The 20404-nt window shown below is 54.1% G+C and carries 19 protein-coding genes; 10 read left to right on the forward strand and 9 right to left on the reverse strand.

From position 1 onward, the window contains the following. Positions 1-11: 11 nt before the first annotated feature. Together gorA and EL386_RS15240 are read right to left on the reverse strand one after the other, a co-directional pair. Positions 12-1361: a glutathione-disulfide reductase gene (gene gorA / locus EL386_RS15235; RefSeq protein WP_126457068.1), complete on the reverse strand. Its 1350-nt coding sequence runs from the start codon at positions 1359-1361 to the stop codon at positions 12-14. 350 nt (positions 1362-1711) lie between these two features. Beyond that, positions 1712-2710 (reverse strand): serine/threonine protein kinase, encoded by a 999-nt coding sequence (locus EL386_RS15240; protein ID WP_126457070.1) that lies wholly within the window; start codon positions 2708-2710, stop codon positions 1712-1714. A 121-nt stretch (positions 2711-2831) separates the two neighbouring features. Between EL386_RS15240 and prlC the strand changes: the two genes are divergently transcribed. From prlC to EL386_RS15280, 8 genes are all read left to right on the forward strand, one after another. After that, on the forward strand, positions 2832-4871 hold the full coding sequence (gene prlC, locus EL386_RS15245; protein ID WP_126457072.1) for an oligopeptidase A: 2040 nt from the start codon (positions 2832-2834) through the stop codon (positions 4869-4871). A 29-nt stretch (positions 4872-4900) separates the two neighbouring features. After that, positions 4901-5737, forward strand: coding sequence for a TIGR04211 family SH3 domain-containing protein (locus EL386_RS15250; RefSeq protein WP_126457074.1), 837 nt, complete (start codon positions 4901-4903; stop codon positions 5735-5737). 3 nt (positions 5738-5740) lie between these two features. Further along, the gene (gene ubiD / locus EL386_RS15255) at positions 5741-7219 is read left to right on the forward strand and encodes a 4-hydroxy-3-polyprenylbenzoate decarboxylase (protein ID WP_126457075.1); all 1479 of its coding nucleotides are present in this window, start codon (positions 5741-5743) and stop codon (positions 7217-7219) included. 28 nt (positions 7220-7247) lie between these two features. Beyond that, complete coding sequence (locus EL386_RS15260; protein WP_126457077.1) at positions 7248-7919, forward strand: MlaC/ttg2D family ABC transporter substrate-binding protein; 672 nt, start codon at positions 7248-7250, stop codon at positions 7917-7919. A 118-nt stretch (positions 7920-8037) separates the two neighbouring features. Continuing rightward, positions 8038-8676, forward strand: a complete 639-nt coding sequence (locus EL386_RS15265; RefSeq protein WP_126457078.1) for a ParA family protein — start codon at positions 8038-8040, stop codon at positions 8674-8676. Positions 8677-8883: 207 nt separating this feature from the next. Continuing rightward, entirely contained in the window at positions 8884-9198 is a 315-nt protein-coding gene (locus EL386_RS15965; protein ID WP_126457080.1) for a DUF4282 domain-containing protein, read from the forward strand. Between the two features lie 90 nt (positions 9199-9288). Then, on the forward strand, positions 9289-9645 hold the full coding sequence (locus EL386_RS15275) for a YybH family protein (protein WP_126457082.1): 357 nt from the start codon (positions 9289-9291) through the stop codon (positions 9643-9645). Between the two features lie 108 nt (positions 9646-9753). Then, positions 9754-10431, forward strand: coding sequence for a class I SAM-dependent methyltransferase (locus EL386_RS15280; protein ID WP_126457084.1), 678 nt, complete (start codon positions 9754-9756; stop codon positions 10429-10431). Positions 10432-11006: 575 nt separating this feature from the next. On the opposite strand, the gene EL386_RS15285 is transcribed toward EL386_RS15280, so the two are convergent. Further along, positions 11007-11609, reverse strand: a complete 603-nt coding sequence (locus EL386_RS15285) for a class I SAM-dependent methyltransferase (protein WP_197722121.1) — start codon at positions 11607-11609, stop codon at positions 11007-11009. Between the two features lie 151 nt (positions 11610-11760). On the opposite strand from EL386_RS15285, the gene EL386_RS15290 reads away from it, so the two are divergent. Further along, positions 11761-12294 carry a hypothetical protein gene (locus tag EL386_RS15290; RefSeq protein ID WP_126457086.1) on the forward strand — a complete coding sequence of 178 codons (534 nt, stop codon included), beginning with the start codon at positions 11761-11763 and terminating at the stop codon, positions 12292-12294. Between the two features lie 84 nt (positions 12295-12378). Here the strand turns inward: EL386_RS15290 and EL386_RS15295 are convergent, their stop codons facing one another. Together EL386_RS15295 and EL386_RS15300 are read right to left on the reverse strand one after the other, a co-directional pair. Beyond that, positions 12379-13710 (reverse strand): cytochrome ubiquinol oxidase subunit I, encoded by a 1332-nt coding sequence (locus EL386_RS15295; protein ID WP_126457087.1) that lies wholly within the window; start codon positions 13708-13710, stop codon positions 12379-12381. 597 nt (positions 13711-14307) lie between these two features. After that, positions 14308-15174: an SDR family oxidoreductase gene (locus EL386_RS15300; protein WP_126457089.1), complete on the reverse strand. Its 867-nt coding sequence runs from the start codon at positions 15172-15174 to the stop codon at positions 14308-14310. An 89-nt stretch (positions 15175-15263) separates the two neighbouring features. Here EL386_RS15300 and EL386_RS15305 point away from each other — a divergent pair, with 89 nt between their 5' ends. After that, positions 15264-16283, forward strand: coding sequence for a CDP-6-deoxy-delta-3,4-glucoseen reductase (locus EL386_RS15305; RefSeq protein WP_126457090.1), 1020 nt, complete (start codon positions 15264-15266; stop codon positions 16281-16283). A 2-nt stretch (positions 16284-16285) separates the two neighbouring features. On the opposite strand, the gene EL386_RS15310 is transcribed toward EL386_RS15305, so the two are convergent. From EL386_RS15310 to hemC, 4 genes are read right to left on the reverse strand one after another with little or no spacing between them, the layout of a single operon-like run. Then, positions 16286-17461 (reverse strand): heme biosynthesis HemY N-terminal domain-containing protein, encoded by a 1176-nt coding sequence (locus EL386_RS15310; RefSeq protein ID WP_126457091.1) that lies wholly within the window; start codon positions 17459-17461, stop codon positions 16286-16288. Beyond that, positions 17458-18597, reverse strand: coding sequence for a uroporphyrinogen-III C-methyltransferase (locus EL386_RS15315; RefSeq protein WP_126457093.1), 1140 nt, complete (start codon positions 18595-18597; stop codon positions 17458-17460). The genes EL386_RS15310 and EL386_RS15315 overlap by 4 nt, the downstream gene beginning before the upstream one ends. 4 nt (positions 18598-18601) lie before the next feature. After that, on the reverse strand, positions 18602-19375 hold the full coding sequence (locus EL386_RS15320; RefSeq protein WP_126457095.1) for a uroporphyrinogen-III synthase: 774 nt from the start codon (positions 19373-19375) through the stop codon (positions 18602-18604). After that, positions 19376-20308 (reverse strand): hydroxymethylbilane synthase, encoded by a 933-nt coding sequence (gene hemC / locus EL386_RS15325; protein ID WP_126457096.1) that lies wholly within the window; start codon positions 20306-20308, stop codon positions 19376-19378. It abuts the gene before it with no gap. Positions 20309-20404: the final 96 nt, after the last annotated feature.

Below are 20404 nucleotides of genomic sequence, written 5' to 3' on the forward strand. Positions count from 1 at the left end.
TCGTCGCGCGCCTAGCGCATGGTCACCAGTTCTTCGGCGCTGCTTGGGTGGATGGCGACCGTATCATCGAGGTCTTTCTTGGTCGCGCCCATGCGCAGCGCCACGGCAAAACCCTGCAGCATTTCATCGGCACCAAGGCCGATAATGTGGATGCCGACGACCTTTTCCTGCGCGCCGACACAAACCAGCTTCATTGCCGTCTGAGTCTTGTGCTCGGTAAGGGCGTGATACATCGGCGTAAAGCGCGAGCTATAGACCTTCACCGCATCGCCATGCAATGCCCGCGCCTCGTCTTCACTCAGGCCAACAGTACCGATCGGCGGGTGACTGAAGACTACGGTAGGGATATTTGCATAATCCAGTTTGCGCTCGGTCTTGTTATCAAACAGACGGTCGGCCAGGCGACGCGCGGCACCGATCGCCACCGGCGTCAGGGCCGCACGACCGGTAACATCACCCACGGCATAGACACCGGCCACATTGGTATTCTGAAAGTCATCCGTAGGGATGTAACCGGCCTTGTCGACCTCGACACCGGTGGCGGGCAGATTCAGTGCCGCCGTATTCGGTTCACGACCGATCGCCCACAACAGGCTGTCGAAACCGCTCAGGCTGTGGCCACCGCTGCATTGCAACGTCAGGCTGCCATCGGCGGCCTTTTCAACCTGCTCGATCTCCATGCTCGACATAATATTGATACCGGCACTGAGCATCTCTTCCATAAGTACCTCACGCAGCATGGCATCGAAGTTACCCAGCACATGCTGGCGGCGGATGATTAAGGTCACTTCAGTACCCAGGGCGCGCATGAGGCCGGCGATCTCAACGGCGATGTAACCGGAACCAACCACGGCCATACGCCGCGGCTGTTCCTTGAGGGCAAAAAATCCGTCCGAGTCGATGCCCAGTTCTGCACCCGGGGTCGCGGGCACAACCGGCTGCGTTCCCGGCGCGATCACAATGTGTTCAGCCGTGTACTGCTCGCCGTTAACCTCAACCGTGTGGGCATCAATAAAGGTTGCGGTACCGACGATCTCATCAATATTCGAGTCGGCCAGGTAGGTGTGATACCAGTCATTGATACCCTGAATGTAACCCTGGCGACCCTTGACCAGGGTGTCCCAGTCCAGCGCCCCCGTCTTGGCGTCAAAACCATAACCCTTTGCGTCTTCCACGGCATGGGCGAGCATGCCCGCATACCACATGACCTTTTTCGGCACGCAGCCGACATTCACGCAGGTGCCACCCATCGGGCCGCTTTCGATCACCGCGCACTTGGCGCCATACTTCGCGGCCCGCTCGGCGGCCGACAAACCACCGGAACCGCCGCCGATGGCAATAAGATCATAGTGTTTGCTCATGTTGTACCTGTTTACTTACTTAAAGACGAAAAGGGATTCTAACAAGCTGGCTAATATATTGTTATATCAGAATATAATAACCTTGTAGATCGCGCGTGAATTTGATCGAGATCAATTTTCTCCGGCCCCGGTGTGGTTAGCATTAGCCCCCATGTTCCACCCACAGAAGAAAACAGGAGAGACCGATATGATGATGCAGGCAGGCGATTCCGACGCACTCGGCAATGTGGCCAAGGCCGTCGCCATACTGGCGGCCATTACCTTCGTCCTGATCTGGCTGGCCAACGCGATAGGCTAGAAGACCCACATACGCCCGCAACGGGCCCGACCCCATCCGGCCAGCGCCGTTGTCAGTTCCATACCAGCGGCGGCTCGTCGAGCAGGGCAAACTGCTCACGCAGGGCGAGGATCTGTTGCTCCCAGTACTGCTGGCTATTGAACCAGGGGAAATTCCTCGGGAAGGCCGGGTCTTCCCAGCGCCGACCTAGCCAGGCCGAGTAAAACAGCATGCGCAGGGTGCGCAGTGCCTCGACGAGGTGCAGTTCGCGAGGGTTGAAGTCGCAAAACTCGGTATAACCCTCGAGCAGGTCGCCGATCTGCATCGTCATATCGGCACGCGAGCCGTTCAGCAACATCCACAGGTCCTGGATCGCCGGGCCCGTGCGGCAATCATCCAGGTCGACAAAGTGTGGCCCCGTGTCCGTCCACAAGACATTACTCGGATGACAATCGCCATGCAGGCGGATCTGTGCCACCTCACCTGCCCGCGCAAAACAGGCCTCGACCACCGGCAGGATATCCTCGACCAGACTGCGGTAGGGCAGGCTCAGCTCCGACGGCAGCAGGCCCTTTTCGAGCAAAAATTGATACGACTCACGTCCATAGCTGTCGATCGTGATCTGCGGACGGTGGGCGAAGGGACGTAAACGCCCGACGGCATGGATGCGGCCGATAAAACGCCCGAGTATCTCGTAGTCCTCACCACCACTGAGCTCCGGCATACGCCCACCCTGGCAGGGGAAGACGGTAAAACGGTGGCCACCATGGTGAAAGAGGGTCTCGCCCTTCGCATTTCTGAGCGGGGCGACCACCGGGATATCGGTCTCGGCCAGCTCGAGGGCGAAGGCGTGTTCCTCGAGGATGGCCTCATCACTCCAGCGCCCCGGGCGATAGAACTTCACCACCACCGGTGCCGACTCCTCAACACCCAGGCGATAAACACGGTTTTCGTAGCTGTTCAGGGCCAGCATGCTGCCGTCCGGCCACAGGCCAAAGGCCTCCAGCGCGTCGAGGATGGTATCCGGGTCGAGGTCGTAAAAACCCTGTTGTGCTGTATGGTTACTATCCAATGTTGTAATTCCGGCTGACGGCTATATATAAGGTGTGCATAATAGATTAAATAGACGGCGCACGCTGCCGCTAAACTGAACTCATCGCGTATTATCGTGTATTAAAGGGTAACTAATTCGTATGTCCAATCCTCTGCTCGAAATGACCGGCCTGCCACCATTCTCGCAAATCAAACCCGAACACGTTGAGCCGGCCATTGACCAGTTACTGGCCGAGAACCGTCGGCACATCGTAGAACTGCTGGCGGCCAACAGCCATTACAGCTGGGACAACCTGGTGGCCCCGATCGAAGCGATGGAAGAGCGCCTCAGCCGCACCTGGTCACCGGTCAGCCACATGAACTCGGTGGTGAATTCAGATGCCCTGCGCGAGGCCTATAACAAGTGCCTGCCGAAACTGAGTGAGTACGGCACCGAGATGGGACAAAACCAGGCACTGTTCCGTGCATACCAGCAGATCGCCGACAGCGAAGAGTACACACAGCTCGACACGGCACGGCAAAAGATCATCGACAACGACCTGCGCGACTTCCACCTCTCCGGCATCGCCCTCAACGAGACCGACCAGGCCCGCTTCAAAACTCTGAAACAGGAACTCTCGACCCTGACGTCAAAATTTGAAGAAAACGTCCTCGATGCCACGCACGGCTGGGAAAAATATATCGACGCCGAGACACAACTGGCTGGCCTGCCGGAATCGGCGATCGCGCTGGCGCGTCAGCATGCCAAGCAGACCGGTAAGTCAGGCTGGTTATTCACACTCGAGTTTCCGTCTTATTACCCGATCATGACCTATGCCGATGACGCGACACTGCGCGAAGAGATGTACACGGCGTATGTCACCCGCGCCTCCGAACATGGCCCGAATGCCGGCAAATGGGACAATGCCCGCAACATGCAGGAAATCCTCAAGCGTCGCCACGAGGTCGCACAACTGCTCGGTTATAAGAATTATGCCGAGCGCTCGCTGGCAACGAAGATGGCCAGCTCTCCCGATGCCGTGCTCGGTTTTCTGCACGACCTCGCTGAACGTTCCGTGGACATGGCGCGCAGGGAATTTTCCGAACTGCAACAATTTGCCACGGACGAGTTTGGCGTTGAACAACTGAATGCCTGGGATATCGCCTACTACAGTGAAAAACTACGACAGCGTCGTTATGCCATCACCCAGGAAGAGGTCAAACCCTACTTCCCGGAAGACCGCGCCCTCGAGGGCCTGTTTATCGTTATTGATAAACTCTATGGTATGCACGTCAGCGAACGCCATGACATCGATACCTGGCACAAGGATGTTCGCTTCTTCGAGATTGTCGACAACAATAACGAACTACGCGGCCAGTTCTATCTCGACCTCTATGCACGCAACAAGAAACGTGGCGGCGCCTGGATGGACGAGTGCATTGTGCGCCGACGTCTCGACGGGGGCGTGCAAACACCTGTCGCTTACCTGACCTGTAACTTCTCACCACCCGTCGGTGACTCACCGGCACTGTTTACGCATGACGAAGTCATTACCCTGTTCCATGAATTTGGTCATGGCCTGCAACACATGCTGACCCAGATCGACTATGCCGGTGTCTCCGGCATCAATGGCGTGGAATGGGATGCGGTGGAACTACCCAGCCAGTTCATGGAAAACTGGTGCTGGCAACCTGAGGCACTGAACCTGTTCGCCCGTCACTATCAAACCGGCGAGGTCATGCCCGAGGAATTATTTAACCGCATGAATGCAGCGAAGAACTTCCAGGCCGGCATGCAGATGGTGCGCCAGCTGGAGTTCGCCCTGTTCGATTTTCGTCTGCACCTTGAATACAGCACCGAGGTCGAAACTGATATCGACCAACTGCTTCAGGATGTGCGCGAGAAGGTCGCCGTGTTCTTCCCACCGGAGTACAACAGCTTCCCGAACAGCTTCACACATATCTTTTCCGGCGGTTATGCCGCGGGTTATTACAGCTATAAATGGGCAGAGGTGTTATCCAGTGATGCCTTTTCTGCCTTTGAAGAAAGCGGTATCTTTGACCGCGATACCGGGCTGCGATTTTTAAACAGCGTCCTCGAGCAAGGTGGTTCACGCGAGGCCATGGAGTTGTTTATCGAGTTCCGTGGTCGTGAACCCGACATTGATGCACTGTTGCGTCATAGTGGCATCGCCGCCTGATACAATAATAAAAACTAACGGGGTAGGGCATGAAAAAAATTCAATGGTTAGCCTTTATGTCTGCAGTACTGGCTTCTGCGCTGGTACAGGCACAGACCTATTATGTGACAGACAAAATACTGGTCGGTGTGTATGAGGAGGCCAGTGCAGAGAGCATCCTGCTTACCACCCTGCCCACCGGTACGCCGCTGGAAGTCATCGATCGCAGCGGTAACTTTGTCCAGATACGCAGCCCGGATGGCAGCAGTGGCTGGATCGAAAAGTCCTATATGATCGAACACAAGCCGGCGCAACTGGTTGTGCTCGAACTCACCGACAAGCAAAAACAGGCCGACGAACAGCTGACCCTGGCACAGGCTGAGCTGCGTGCCATGCGCGATCAGGTAAAAAAACTCAAAGACAGTGTCAATGCCAGTAACCAGTCAGACCTCCGCGATGAAATCAAAAACCTGACCCAGCAACGCCGGGAACTGGGCAAGCAACTGGATACCGTCAATAACCAGCTCAGCGATGAGACAAAACGCCGCACCGCCGCCGAGGCCAATATCGCTGCCCTGCAACAGCAGATCGCCACACTGAAAAAACAGGCCCCCGCCCCTGACGATGACGCCCTGCAGGAAGCTGATGCCGATCACGAGCGCCTGCTCGCCGAAAACCAGCAACTCTCAACGGCACTGGAACGTGTCCGCGAGGCCTTGCAGCTGCCCGCCGCACCGGCACCCGGTGTCGTGGAGAATGGTGGCCTACAGGTGAAGATGATCTGGTTATGGCTTGGCATCGGCCTGCTGATCGTGGTCGGCTTCATCGCCGGTGTGAAATGGCTGGATTGGCGTAACCGGCAGCGCCACGGCGGTTTCAGAATCTAGCCTATGAAATATAAAGACCTGCGTGACTTTATTCGCCTGCTTGAAGAACGCGGTGAACTGCTGCGCATTCAGCACGAGGTCGACCCGTATCTCGAAATGACTGAGATCTGTGATCGCACCCTGCGGGCCGCCGGCCCGGCGCTGCTGTTTGAAAATCCCAAGGGCTTTACTACCCCGGTTCTCGGTAACCTCTTCGGTACCCCTGAACGCGTCGCCCTCGGCATGGGCGAGGAATCCGTCAGCGCCCTGCGCGAGGTCGGCAAGCTGCTCGCCATGCTCAAGGAACCCGAGCCACCCAAGGGCATGAAGGACGCCTTTGAAAAACTGCCTGTCTTCAAACAAGTGCTGAACATGTCACCGAAGGTCTTGAAAAAGGCCGCCTGCCAGGCGCACGTGCTGGAGGGCGATGAGGTTGACCTCTCCAGGCTACCCATACAGACTTGCTGGCCCGGTGACGCCGGGCCGTTGATCACCTGGGGGCTCGTGGTCACCAAAGGCCCGGACAGGGAACGCCAGAACCTCGGCATCTACCGCCAGCAGGTCATCGGCAAGAACCGCGTCATCATGCGCTGGTTGGCCCACCGCGGCGGGGCACTCGACCTGCGCGACTGGCAGGCCAAGCACCCTGGTGAACCCTTCCCCATTGCCGTGGCACTGGGTGCCGACCCGGCGACCATACTCGGTGCCGTGACCCCGGTGCCCGACACACTCTCCGAATACGCCTTTGCCGGTCTGTTACGCGGCGGCAAGACCGAGGTCATCAAATGCCTCGGCTCCGGGCTGCAGGTCCCGGCCAGTGCCGAATTTGTCCTCGAGGGCCACATCCACCCGGACGACATGGCCGAAGAGGGCCCGTTTGGTGACCACACCGGTTACTACAACGAAGTCGATAGCTTCCCGGTCTTTACCATTGACCGCATCACGCACCGCCAGAATCCGATTTATCACAGCACCTATACCGGTCGGCCGCCCGACGAGCCGGCCGTGCTCGGCGTGGCCCTGAATGAGGTCTTTGTGCCGATCCTGCAAAAGCAGTTTCCCGAGATCACCGACTTCTACCTGCCGCCCGAGGGCTGTTCCTACCGCATGGCCTGCGTGAGCATGAAGAAGCAATATCCCGGCCACGCCAAACGCGTCATGCTCGGGGTTTGGTCATTCCTGCGCCAGTTTATGTACACAAAATTCGTCATCGTCACCGATGATGACGTCAACGTGCGCGACTGGAACGATGTCATCTGGGCCATGACCACGCGCATGGACCCTGGTCGCGATACCACCATTATCGACAATACCCCGATTGATTACCTCGACTTTGCCTCACCGGTCTCCGGGCTGGGCTCAAAGATGGGTTTTGATGCCACCAACAAATGGCCCGGCGAGAGCACGCGTGAATGGGGTAAACCCATCGTCATGGACGAAGCCGTAAAAAAACGTATTGATAATATCTGGTCGGAACTTAATATTGATACAATAGACAAATAGGTCATAAGCAAAAAAACTGAGCGCCATTATGAGACTTACTTTAAACCTGACTATTTATCCCCTTGTCCTCCTTGCCTCACTTGGCATGCTGGCCAATATCGCCGTCGCCGCACCGGAAGATGCGCAGGCGCTGATCGTTGAACACTCCAATCAACTGGTCGACGCATTAAAGGCACAAAAAACGGCGATCAAGGCCGACAAACAGATCGCCTACAAGCTGGTCGATGATATCGTGCTGCCACACGTTGACTTTAACCGTGTCGCCCGCCTGGTGCTGGGCAAGTACTGGCGATCGGCCAACGAGGAACAACGCCAGCGTTTTACCAGCGAGTTCCGTGCCTTTCTTGTGCGTACCTATGTCACTGCCATGATCGAGTTTTCCGATCAAATCGTCTCACACGCCGATAGTGTGAAATACCTGCCATTCCGTAACAGTGACCCGAACGATGTCTCTGTGCGCATGCAAATCACCCTGCCGGACCGCCCACCGGCACAGATCAACTACAGCCTCTACCAGGACGGTGCTGGGAGTGAGTGGAAGATCTATGACCTGGCCGTGGAGGGCATCAGCCTCGCCACGACCTACCGCAGCTCGTTTGCCAGCCAGATCCGCCGCGAGGGCCTTGATGGCCTGATCAACAAACTCGCTGAGCGCAACGCCACCGCCGACCCGAATCCCACTGGTACCGCCACAAATTAAGCCTTCACGACTGGCATTTCTGCCCTACCCACGGTAAGTTTATGGCCTGCCCGGCTGGGACAGCGGGCGGGTAAAAGCCGTTATTAACGCGCATTCTAATAAGAATAGGGAGGCCGCTATGCGCACGATCATGGTCATTAATGCAAAGGGCGGTTGCGGCAAGACCACCCTGTCTACCAATATCGCCGGCTTTTACGCCAGCAAGGGCCACCAGGTGGCCCTCGCCGATTTCGACCCGCAGGGCTCCAGTCTCGACTGGCTCAAGGCCCGCCCCGAAGACCGCGCCCCCATTCACGGCATTGCCGCCTACGAAGGCACGCTGCGGCCGCCCCGTGATACCGATTACCTGATCCTCGACGTACCCGCCGCTGTCCACGGCAAAATCCTCACCCAGCTCGTGCGCCGTGCCGAATCGCTGATTATCCCCGTGCTGCCGTCACCCATCGACATGCGCGCCTGTGCCCACTTTATTGAAGAGCTGCTGCTGGTCGGCAAGGTCAACCGTGACGAGGTCAAACTCGCCGTGGTCGCCAACCGCGTGCGTGAAAACACCCTCATCTATCACAGCCTGGAAAAATTCCTCAAACGCCTGAAGATCCCACGCATCGCCACCCTGCGTGAAACCCAGAACTACATCCGCGCCGCCGAACGTGGCCTGAGCATTTTTGAAATGGCACCCTCACAGGTCGAGCAGGATGTCGAACAATGGAAGTCGCTGACGAGGTGGCTGAACAGCAAGCGTAGTGTTGTGGAGTAGGTTCATTATAAAAGGATACTAACTCCTTTTATTTCTAGTCCGTTTTTTTGCAGCCTTTTTCCGATGGATTAAAAGCAATAATGGTAGCTAACATATTGTATTTTTTGAATATAACCTCGCAATAGACGAGAAACACAAATGTAATAGACTGCATGCGGTCTAAATCACTGTTAGCGTCACAATAAGAAATATAGGTATTCATACACAATGGATTTTCTTACGTTTAAAAGTTTTATTAGCACTGAGGCTCTAATAATATTTTATTACCTTGGCGCAATTATAATGCCTGTTGGGATATGGCTCTTACTTACCTGGCTTCTGCGCAAATATAAATTATTTAATACTGCATATGAAAGCGGGAAGGAAATAATATGGAAATCATTGAATAGAAAACAACAAACTAAACTCGTAGCATTTTTCGTAACTTCATTTATGTTTATGGAGTTATTTTGGCGAATGTTTTTTGAATTTCTAATTGCCTACATGCAAATGCGGGATGCGTTATTACAAACTCAACTATGAATAAATCAAAGAAATACGCTAATAAATCGTTCAATCAGACCGGCAAAAGACGCGTCTTCTGGGTAATTCAAGCGTTAGAGAAAATAAAATATGACAAGAGAATTTGCTAATCAGTTTGCATTAGAGTGGATTCAGGCCTGGAACAGTAAAGACATAAATACAATCATGTCACATTATGCAGAAGATTTTGAAATGACATCTCCCATTATAATGAGTCTTGTCAATGAGGCAAGTGGCACTATAAAAGGCAAAGACGCTATAACAAAATATTGGTCCAAAGCCATTAAAACAAATCCTAATTTACACTTCACATTAGTAAATGTATTTATCGGTGTTACTAGTATACTTATTAATTACAAAGGTCATAGAGGTCTATCTTCTGAGGTTTTACATTTCAACGCAAACAATAAAGTTAACCGGGCATATGCGCACTATATTCAGGAATAATTACTTTAATAAGGCAATAAACATAGGCCACCTAGAGCCAGGGCCTATAATATAGGCTTCCACCCTAGACAGATGTTTATCGCAACATTATACGCATAAGAGAACATCATGGAATTATCCAATGTAATCCCCTGGGGGAGGTCATTTAAAGAATACAGGGAAATGTTTTCGTTATCTGACGATGATCTTGAAAAAAAACTACTAGGTTGTAGTGATGGGCCAGCTTGCTTTAATGCAGAGCTGACAAAAATTGGCGGCAGCATCGTATCCGTTGATCCAGTATATCAATTCAACGCTGAGCAAATTCGATCAAGAATTGATGAGGTTTACCCTCAAGTAATGGAGCAAATGTCAAAAAATAAAGGTAACTATGTATGGAAAACTATCAGTAGTATTGAGGATTTGGGGCAAGTACGAATGAAGGCCATGGAAAAATTCCTGAGTGACTATGAAATAGGAAGGGAATCAGGAAGATATATTAATGCATCACTGCCAGTATTGCCGTTTGAAAGTGACGCATTTGATTTGGCCTTGTGTTCGCACTACTTATTTCTTTATAGTGAGCATATAAATCAAGAGCAACATATTTCCGCTATGAAAGAATTATGTCGTGTAGCCAACGAGGTTCGAGTTTATCCATTGTTATCACTTGATGGAAAAAAATCAAAGCATCTCCAGCCAGTGATCTCTGCTCTCAGGAAAAACGGTATTGATGTTTCGTTAAGGTCCGTGAAATATCTATTTCAAAAAGGCGCTACTGAAATGTTGGTGGCGAAATGCGTATAACAAGGCAAATACACTCTAATCATAAATAAACTACGCGCCTTCGTCGCCCCACTTTTACTCGCCAGAGACTTGCAACATTAACCCTTTTGCGCACTTTGCACGCAAAAGGGTTAACGTTATAGTTGAGTATTACTCAGACGTCATGTTGCCTTGCGCGCATAGTGCGAGTCCACAGATAGGCGCTATGCAGACAACATTGATAATCTCATATGGGCACAGTAGTTAGCGATTGTGTCATATCACTATTAATTAATTTATCTTAACTTAATTATTCGTTGCTTCTTGTCCATCGCTATTTTGGTTAAAGCTACTGGTTAACCTACGGTGCTTGTAGGCACTTTGGTGCTGGCGCGATCTACGAAGAGCAAGCAAATTATGAATGAAATTCTCACATCCGGTTATCGGCTTGCAGAATTTTGTATTGGCAGGACTGAGAAATATTAGGATTATTAGGCGCAGATGAACAATAAAGTATAACCATGGTATTCACCTGTAATTCAAGGAGTCAGTAACAAACACGAATCATTAGTATTTTTATTTATTATTTGTTTGTGTTCTGATTTCAGTTTTGTGAATTATTTCTTTTCAAGATTAATAAATAGTTCAATACCCTCCCTGGGCTCAATAGAGTTGTAAGATTCCTCGAAGACCCGGATGTTGAAATACGGCCTAAAATACGTTTCGTATTCTTCTTTTGTGCCCCCATAAGGTGGGCCACTACCGAGTTCACAATTAAATAATACCCCGACCAATTTGCCATTGGTCGCCAGGAGTTCATGGGTTTTTTGCGCATAATCAGGCCGCAGACGGGGCTCGATGGCACTAAAAAAGGTTTGCTCTAAAATAAGATCATACTGTCCTGCGTGGGCAAAAAAATCTCCATGAATAAGTTGTTGCGTCGGAAAATCCGGCATGCGCCTCAGTAAATTTTCAAAGGGCTTTTGCGTAAGCTCCATCGCATGGACGTTAGCAAAGCCCTGTTTGTACAAATATTCCACCTCATAGGCATTTCCGCATCCAGGTATCAGGATTTTCAAATCCTTGTTTTGCAGCTGGTCAATGTACGCCTTTAGGGGCGTGGAAATATCGCCAATATCCCAGCCTGTTTCTCCGGCATTATAGCGTTCTTCCCAATATTGCTGGTTGTGCTCTGAGTCTGTATTTATCATAGCGGCCATTTATTTATGATGTTCTGCTTATATTTCAAGGTATGCTCATGCATAGTATATAGAGACCCTATGTAATATCCTAAGCGATCAATACTTTTATTTACACTATAATATTTATCTTCTCAAGCGTTAACGCCCGCTAGAATTCAAAGGAAAGATTATGGGTTATTTTGATAAAATTGCTGCGACTGCATTTAAAGAAGGAAAAAATGGTGAAACCCTTTACTTCCCGAATGGGATATTGGGTAAAGGCCGTTTAGTTGAAGACCCTGTCCGAAAAGAAAAGCTGTTTAAATTCCATAAGCGCTTAAATAAGTATTTCTTACCCTTGTGTATCCTATACGGGTTGCTGTTAGGTTTGAGCGGCGGAGTTTCATTAAACGGTTTTATGCCTATTATAATAATCGGCCTGGTGGTAATAATGAGACAGCAGATTCTCATTAGAGGACTACCTGTTAAAAATGAGAAGCTGTCCGCAAAAGAGGCCATGACCTCGACATCTAAAGCGCTTCACCCTGCATGGGTACCCGTTATGTTTGTAGCCGGGATAATAGGAATACTTCTTTCCCTGTCTATTCCGTTCTTTTTCGAAAAATCATTCAATGAGCTGCTTGGCTTAGTCGTTATTACCCTGACGCTTGGTATCGTTTCACTTGGAATCAGCTTGTATTTATATAAAATACAAAAAATTTAATAAAGCCTTCAGTAAACAGGCAATAAAAAGAAGCTAACATATTATTGAAGCATTACTTCAATAATTAATTCAATCTAATTACCCTCAGGCGCAGGCCTCTCTCAGAATTGGCAGGCGTGATCGCCCGAGCAGCACCTGCCGGATGGCGATTAAGGCTAGTATTCCCAGCGCCGTATAACTGACACTGAAGATTAGCAGTGAGGCAATAACCTGTTCATTGGACTGGGTGGTGACGGTCTGTACGGTTTTCACTATGCCGTAAATCGTCCAGGGCTGTCTGCCTGCCTCTGCCGCGGACCAGCCTGCGACAACGGCGATCAGGCCTGCCGGGGCGGTCAGCATGGCCAGGCGCAGGTACCAGGTCTTGCTTTCTATTTCAGCGCGTCTTCGTATCCATACGCCGATGACGGCGGTCACTAACATTATTATTGCCATGGCGATCATGATGCGGAATGAAAAAAATGTCATTGCCACATTAGGGCGTTCTGCTGGTGGCAATTCCTTCAGGCCCCGCACTTCACCGTCTGGATCGTGTTTGATGACCAGACTCAGTGCATACGGTATTTCAACTTCATAGCGATTGCTTGCATTTTTTTGATCCGGAAGGGCAAACACCTTGAAACCTGCACCGCGCTCCGTTTCCCATTGCCCCTCGAGGGCGGCTATTTTCATGGGTTGGTGCTGGTAAACATCAAGCCCATGCAGGTCGCCGATAACAAACTGGGCAATAGAAAAAATCAGCCCGGCCGTCATGCCTATGTGCATACCTTTTCGCGCAACCCGATCGCCTTTGTGACGCAGCAACCGATAAGCAGAAAGCCCCATGATAAAGAAACTGCTGGCCATGAGCCCTGCCGTTATCATATGCAGATAGCGCAATGGAAAGGAGGGATTGAGTAACACCTGCAAGGCGGAAAAGACTTCGGCATGATCACCATTCCAGGTAAAACCCGCCGGCGTATTCATCCATGAGTTACGGCTGACAACAAAAAAGGCGGTCAGAAAGATGCCGAACGTAAACAGGAGTGTCGCCGCAAAGCGTTTGTAAGATCGCTGATTTTGCGTACAGAGCAGCATGACGCCAATGCAACCCCCTTCAAGCAGGGTGGCAAAGATCAATTCATAGTTACGGAAGGGAACCAGCGTATCTTCAAGCCGCCGATAAAAGCCGCCAAACAGGTTGTCGAGCTGCGCAGAGAGCGCCACGCCGGTTATGGCCGCCACGACATAGATGATCAGTAACAGTCGCAGCCATAAATTATAGCTATCCAGATAGACTCTGTCATCGGTGCGTAGCCAGCGCCAGTATAACAGGCAGAGATAGGTGGACAGGCCTATCAATAGCGTTGGAAAGATAATGTGAAAGCCTGCTGTCAGACCAAATTGCAGGCGGCTCAGGTTTGCAACCAAGTCCATGGTTGATACTCCCGAATTTTAGAAGCACACCTAAAAGGTGACGATAAACGTCATCATTGTTTTGAGCGTGAGATAGGCCATAAAAAAGGCCATAACGGATAGTAGGTATAGTCTGGTTGCGCGCATGATAAAACATCCCTGTGTCGTTATCGTAAGTATCGAGTGCATGGTAATGCACTGATAGTCCCCGGTATGTAGTAATCTTGTGTAACGATTTGTAGTTATTTGACTACATTATAATAAGTTATGTTGTGAAGAGTTCTCACAAAACAGCCGGCGCTAAAATTAACGCCTTTTCTGTGCATTAACAATAAGCATAAAGTACTAGGAAGGACACTGCTCTTACGGACAGTTTGCTCGCCTTATCTGTACTGTTAGCATTTATTTTTCAGCAAGACATCGGCCCTGCTCATGCGGAATGGCTACAACAGAAGATATCTCGTCATGATGACAAAATAATGAATTATGCGCATCGAGGGATTATTGCCAGTGTAAAAATTGATTAACCCATCATGTTCTTGCATATCCTTGTGTTGCGTACAATACGTACTTGCTACACCTCGCTGCGGTCATATTGAGGGCAAGGATATAAAACACCTAGTCACTGGCCCCCAGGCCAAGCCTCAAGTCGGTATAGGCTAACTCCACCCCCAATTCCTCGATCATCTTCCTGTTTGATATCCGCCTCGATTCTTTCAAGTAACCAAGCATCCCGGCAGACACCTGCGTCTCGGCCTCGGTCAGTGAAATCTGTGGCGGCCGCGACAGGCCGAGGTGATCGGCGACGGCATTGAACCATTCCGTCATTGTGCCCGGGTGGCCATCGGAAATGTTATACACCGCACCCGGCTGACCACGCTCGGCCGCGGCGACACAAATGGTGGCGAGGTCTTCACTGTGAATGCGGTTGGTATAACCGGATTCGGTCTCGTTCAGCACCGGCAGGCCCTTTTCCAGCCGCGCACGGGGCAGGCGGCCGGGGCCATAGATACCCGGCACACGCAGGATGACGACCGGCACCCCGGTTTGCCCCGACCAGTCGCGTAGGGCCATTTCCGCATCAAGGCGGCGGCGGCCCCGATCGGTGCCGGGCTGCAGGGGCGATTGCTCAGTGACCCAGTCACCACCGCTATCGCCATAGACGGCCGTGGTACTGATCAGCACCACCCGCTGCGGCAGGGAGGTCTTCGCCAGGCTGGCCAGCCAGTTGCGCAGGCGTGTATCCTTCTGGCCCTCACGAGGAGGTGGGGCGAAGTAGTACACCAGCGCCCCTTTGGCCGATAGGCCACCCAGACTGGCGGGCTCATCGAGGTCGGCACACAGGGGCGTGATACCGGCCCCCTGCAAGGCCTCGCAGGTCGCGGGATTACGGGAAAGCCCCGCCACATGGGCCTTTTGTGCCTGCCAGCGGTGCGCGACGCGCTGGCCGATATCCCCACAACCGATAATTACTACGTTTTGCATGTTTCACTCTGTCGTCAAATCAGGGATAATCCTGAGCCTTTCTGTCAGGTTATCGGGCCATTTTTGCGTGCGCCCACCATGTAGTGGTTATGAATTATAAGATCCAAATTGAGCCGGGCGGTGCATCTTTTACCGCCAATGCCGACGAGTCTATCCTCGAGGCCGCACTGCGCCAGCAGGTTGGCCTGAGTTACAGTTGTCGTGACGGTCTCTGTGGCGTCTGCAAGGCCCACATCCTCGAGGGCGAGGTCACTTATCCTGGCGAGCGCCCCGAGGCACTGACCGTCGCCGAACAGGCCGAGGGCATGGCCCTGCTCTGCCAGGCCCATGCCGGCTCGGATTGTCGTATCGAGGCCCACGTCGCCGAGGCGATTGCCGGCATCCCGATCCGCAAACTGCCCTGTCGTGTGATCACCAACGAACAACTGGCCCACGATGTCATACGCCTGGACCTGAAGTTGCCCGAGGGTACCGATTTCAAATTTCTCGCCGGCCAGTATATCGACTTTCTGCTTCAAAACGGCCACCGCCGCAGCTTCTCGATTGCCAACGCGCCGCACGATGCCGAACATCTCGAGTTACACGTGCGCCATGCCAAGGGCGGTGAGTTTACCGACTTTGTCTTTGAACACCTGAAGACCAAGGCATTGCTGCGCATGGAAGGCCCGCTTGGCAGTTTCTATTTGCGCGAAGACACCGACCGACCGATCATCTTCATGGCCGGCGGTACCGGCTTTGCGCCAATTAAGGGCATTATCGAACACGCCCTACATGAGGGGATTAACCGCCCCATGCACCTGTATTGGGGCGCGCGCAGCAAGCGCGACTTATATATGAATGCCTTGCCTGAGAAATGGGCTGAAGAACACGCGCATATTACCTATGTGCCGGTCTTGTCCGACCCGCTGAAAAAAGATAACTGGCAGGGTCGTACCGGTTTTGTACACGATGCGATCATGACCGACTTCGATGACCTCTCCGGCTTTGATATCTATGCCGGTGGCCCGCCGCAGATGGTGCATGGCGGTTTCGAGGCCTTTGCAAAAAAAGGCCTGACGGAAGAGCACTACTTCTCGGATTCTTTCGAGTACGCCCGCGACAGCAAATAGCCTTACAGGCTATCGATTAACTTAATGCCCTTGCGGTAACACTCGGCGGCGCGCTCGGGCTCCTCGAGGCGTTCGAGTAATTCACCCAGGGCGCGGTAGGTGCGCGGCTGCGGTGACTGGCCGATACTGGCCTCGAACCAGGCCCGCGCCTTGCCCCACAGCTGGTTACGCACGGCAAGTCTTCCCAGCACTTCCAGTAACACCGGGTCCTTGCCATGTTGGGCTGACCATTGCTCGGCCCAACTCAACTGACGGGCAACATCCACCGGCTTGCAGCGCGCATACAACTGCAACAAGCCATGGTCCCATTGTTTTTTCAGTGCATCATGTAATACGGTCACGGCCGTTTCGTCGGCATTAAAACGCAGCAGCCCTTTAACATAGGCCTGTAACAGTGACACGTCGTAACGCAGGCGCCGTGGCACCTCCTGCCAGACCTGTTGCAGACGTGCCTGCTCGCGGGTCGCGTTGAGTAATTCACCGTATACACGTACCTCCACGGCATCGAGGGTCGCCTCGTCACTGACCTTGCGCTTGCGCAATTCCGGCAGCAGCTGGTGCAGCCTTTCCCAGTCACGCAACTCGCTATACAGGCGCATTAATAATTTCAGTACATGCGGGTGTTTCGGCGCCAGTGAGCGCAGGTGCGTGAGGGTAGCGAGCGCCTGTTCCAGCTGGCCGTGGCGCAACTGCAGGTCGGCCTGCGTCAGGCCCACCGCCACGTCGGCGCCCGGCACACTCTCATGTGCCTTGGAGAGGAACTGATCACGGCGAACATCGGCACCCTGTTCCTGTGCGGCACTCGCTGCGGCGAGGTAATTCAACAAGGGCGACTCGCTGTGCTCGACATGCTGAATGAGCAGCTTCTCGGCCTTGTCCCAGTGGCGTTGTGCCAGTTCCAGCAGACCCCGGTTGAGACTGCGCCGCGCCTTTTGCACATGGCGCCGTTCCTGCCAGTCGTGCATGCGCCGCGACAGACCCCAGCTATTGACGAGAAAACGGATCAGATAATAGGCCACCACAAAACCGGCAAACAGGGCGACGATAAACAGGGTCAGGCTGATCTCGATCGCCCACGGCGAACGTGCGATCAATACGTAACCGGCGTCCTGCTTGGCAAGCAACGCCAGGGCGACACCGAGCAGGGCAATAAAGAGGATCTTGATAAGCAGCTTCATGGTGTCGGCTCACCCTGCTTGCCCGACGTCTTGGCCTCCAGCCTTTCCAGTTCGACCAGTGAGGCGCTGATATCGGGCAGGGCGGGTTGCAGTTCCAGCGTCGCGAGTTTGCTGATTTGCTCGAGCAAGGCCTTGACCGGTGTCGACTCAGCATTGAAATAGGCCGCGACCCATTCGCTCACCTCGGCGAGGCTGGCCTGGTAGACCGCGGTATCTTTTTGTAACAGGGCCAGGCGTGCGGCCTCGAGTTTCAGGCGCAGGTTATGGCGCAGGAAGACCATTTGCTCCGGGGCGAGCAGGGCATCGATCGGCCGGTCGGTGCGACGGATCGTGACCAAGGTTTTCATCTCGGCCCAGATCGCCGCGGCATGGGCACGCCAGTCCTTGATATCAGCGGCAGCCTTTGCACCGGCCTGTACCGTTTCCTTTTCGCTGCGCGTCGGCATGATCGTGGGCAGGGCCTCGACCTGTTTGGCAAGGGCGATCAGGCTCAGGCTGGCGCCCTCGATATCGACCTCGGGCACGGCCTTGAGCGCGGCGATCTCCTCACTGAGCAGGGCGCGCAGCTTGTGCAGGGCGGGGCTGGCGAGCGCCGTCACCCGGGCATCAGCCAGCTCCATGGCGCGCAGGGCGCTTGCTACATCACCAAGCAATAACAGGCGTGTATTTGCCAGACGCAGGTAGTAACGCACCTCGGCCAGTGCCCAGGCATTGCGGTCGCGACCAAGCTCGGTATGTAATTGCTCAAGGGCTTTTGCCAGCTCGGCGCGGGCACTTTGTTCCGCCTGCAGCAGTACCTCGAGTCGCTGGTTCTGCTCAGTGAGGCTGGCTTGCAGGTCTTGCTTAAGGCCTGCGGCCTGCGCCGCCATCGCCTGCAAGGCCTCTTGGCGTAAACCGCTATCGGCCTGCTGCTGGGTCCACAGGTAATAACCGCCAGCGGCCGTGCCGATGGCGATTAACAGGGCCAGTACGGCCAGCACTGGCGCCATGCCCGCGCCGCGGCCGTCTGTGGTCGTGGCGTCTTGTGCCGTCGGTTGCTTTTCTGCCGGGTTTTTCTCAGCCGGCTTCTTCTCTGTCGGCGCCTTCGCCGCGGTCGTTTGTGTTGCTTCTGTTTTGGCCTTGTCTTGCTCTGTCATGAGGTTACTCCGTTTTGGCCTTGTGCCACTGACTAATGGCCTCAACCATGCCGTTGTCGCTGGGCTTTGTGGCAATAATAACAGTGTCGGTGAATCCCCGTTCGCGCGCAAGCGCGGCCAATCGCTCGCTCATTACCAGCAACGGTAATGGCGTCAGATCACAGTGTTCCTCTGCCGCCATGGCCATCAGGTTATCCAGTGTTTCACCACTGGCGACGGTCAGCAGGTCGATACCGGCATCCAGCAGACGCGACAATTCACCGGCAGGGGTATCGGCGCGAACACGACGGTACAGCTCGGCATGGTCGACCTGAGCCCCGCGTTCGCACAATGCTTCGGCCAGCCGCTCCCGGCCCCCCTCGCCGCGCAGGATGAGTACACGCCGGCCGTCCATATCGGCCAAGCACCGCTCAGTGAGTAAAGACTCACTTGTACCTGGCCCCTCAGCCACCAAGGCAACATGGATGCCCGTCGCGGCGAGGGCCGCGGCCGTGGCCCGGCCTATCGCCGCGACCTTGACTGTTGCCGACAGTGGCCTGGGCAGGCAGGCCCGGGCCTGCTCGACGGCGTTGCGACTGATAAAGATCAGCCAGTCATAGTCCGTGGCCGACTGGCAGCGTTGTTGTGAGGGGGGGTCGTCGACGGCCTCAATGGCCAGTGCCGGCAGGCGAATCGCTATGCCACCGGCCTCGGTGATGCCTTCACAGAGGGCCTCGGCCTGCGCCGCCGGACGGGTAACTAGGACACGGCACCCCTGTAAGTCGTCGGCTGGCGGCATTTACTTGTCCGCGTACAGGGCCTCAAGGATGACATCGGCACCACGGGCGAGCAGTTCTTCGGCCAGGGCCTTGCCCATCTCGGCGGCCTCATGTGGCGGACCAAAGATGGCGCTGCGCAGGATCTCGCTGCCATCGGTACGACCGACCAGGCCACTTAGGTGTATCTGCTGGCCATCGAGTACGGCAAAACCGGCAATCGGCACCTGGCAACCGCCCTCGAGGCGGTTGTTCATGGCCCGCTCGGCCTCGACACAGACATGGGTATCCGGGTCGTCGAGGGTGGCGATGAGGGCATTGATGTGTGGGTCATTCGCGCGGCACTCGATACCGATAGCGCCCTGACCGATGGCCGGCAGACTGACCTCCGGGGGTAGGGCGACACGGATACGGTCTTCGAAGCCGAGACGCTTGAGCCCGGCAGCGGCGAGGATAATGGCATCGTAGTCACCGGCATCGAGCTTGGCCAGGCGCGTATTGACGTTACCGCGCAGGTCTAGGATCTCCAGATCGGGCCGGCGTTCACGCAACTGGCACTGGCGACGCAGGCTCGAGGTGCCGAGCCTCGCGCCTTGTGGCAACTCATCGAAACTGGCGTAGTGATTGGAGACAAAGGCATCACGCGGGTCTTCGCGGTCCATGATCACCGGCAGGTGCAGGCCCTCGGGCAGGTCTACCGGCACGTCCTTCATCGAGTGCACGGCGATATCGGCATCACCGTCGAGCATGGCGCGTTCGAGTTCTTTCACAAACAGGCCCTTGCCACCGATCTTGGCCAGTGGCGTATCAAGGATCTTGTCGCCCTGGGTGGTAAAGGTCACCAGCTCTACCTCCAGCCCCGGGTGGGCGGCCTGCAGGCGCGCGGCGACATGTTCGGCCTGCCAGAGCGCCAGGGGGCTCTTGCGTGTGGCAATACGTATTTGATTATCTGACATTTTTTTTGAACCTTGGGCCCCGAGGAGGCTCTAATTGGTTAATCCGGTCTGCAGCAAAAACGACTGCACCACGGGGCGTAGATTGAATTTCGGTTA

This window comes from Sulfuriflexus mobilis, from assembly GCF_003967195.1.
GTDB lineage: Bacteria > Pseudomonadota > Gammaproteobacteria > AKS1 > AKS1 > Sulfuriflexus > Sulfuriflexus mobilis.

Bases quoted from the DNA above. Each gene is read 5' to 3' on its own strand.
- gorA (WP_126457068.1), bottom strand. From the start codon at position 1,361: ATGAGCAAACACTATGATCTTATTGCCATCGGCGGCGGTTCCGGTGGT.
- prlC (WP_126457072.1), top strand. From the start codon at position 2,832: ATGTCCAATCCTCTGCTCGAAATGACCGGCCTGCCACCATTCTCGCAA.
- EL386_RS15250 (WP_126457074.1), top strand. From the start codon at position 4,901: ATGAAAAAAATTCAATGGTTAGCCTTTATGTCTGCAGTACTGGCTTCT.
- ubiD (WP_126457075.1), top strand. From the start codon at position 5,741: ATGAAATATAAAGACCTGCGTGACTTTATTCGCCTGCTTGAAGAACGC.
- EL386_RS15260 (WP_126457077.1), top strand. From the start codon at position 7,248: ATGAGACTTACTTTAAACCTGACTATTTATCCCCTTGTCCTCCTTGCC.
- EL386_RS15265 (WP_126457078.1), top strand. From the start codon at position 8,038: ATGCGCACGATCATGGTCATTAATGCAAAGGGCGGTTGCGGCAAGACC.
- EL386_RS15965 (WP_126457080.1), top strand. From the start codon at position 8,884: ATGGATTTTCTTACGTTTAAAAGTTTTATTAGCACTGAGGCTCTAATA.
- EL386_RS15275 (WP_126457082.1), top strand. From the start codon at position 9,289: ATGACAAGAGAATTTGCTAATCAGTTTGCATTAGAGTGGATTCAGGCC.
- EL386_RS15280 (WP_126457084.1), top strand. From the start codon at position 9,754: ATGGAATTATCCAATGTAATCCCCTGGGGGAGGTCATTTAAAGAATAC.
- EL386_RS15285 (WP_197722121.1), bottom strand. From the start codon at position 11,609: ATGGCCGCTATGATAAATACAGACTCAGAGCACAACCAGCAATATTGG.
- EL386_RS15290 (WP_126457086.1), top strand. From the start codon at position 11,761: ATGGGTTATTTTGATAAAATTGCTGCGACTGCATTTAAAGAAGGAAAA.
- EL386_RS15295 (WP_126457087.1), bottom strand. From the start codon at position 13,710: ATGGACTTGGTTGCAAACCTGAGCCGCCTGCAATTTGGTCTGACAGCA.
- EL386_RS15300 (WP_126457089.1), bottom strand. From the start codon at position 15,174: ATGCAAAACGTAGTAATTATCGGTTGTGGGGATATCGGCCAGCGCGTC.
- EL386_RS15305 (WP_126457090.1), top strand. From the start codon at position 15,264: ATGAATTATAAGATCCAAATTGAGCCGGGCGGTGCATCTTTTACCGCC.
- EL386_RS15310 (WP_126457091.1), bottom strand. From the start codon at position 17,461: ATGAAGCTGCTTATCAAGATCCTCTTTATTGCCCTGCTCGGTGTCGCC.
- EL386_RS15315 (WP_126457093.1), bottom strand. From the start codon at position 18,597: ATGACAGAGCAAGACAAGGCCAAAACAGAAGCAACACAAACGACCGCG.
- EL386_RS15320 (WP_126457095.1), bottom strand. From the start codon at position 19,375: ATGCCGCCAGCCGACGACTTACAGGGGTGCCGTGTCCTAGTTACCCGT.
- hemC (WP_126457096.1), bottom strand. From the start codon at position 20,308: ATGTCAGATAATCAAATACGTATTGCCACACGCAAGAGCCCCCTGGCG.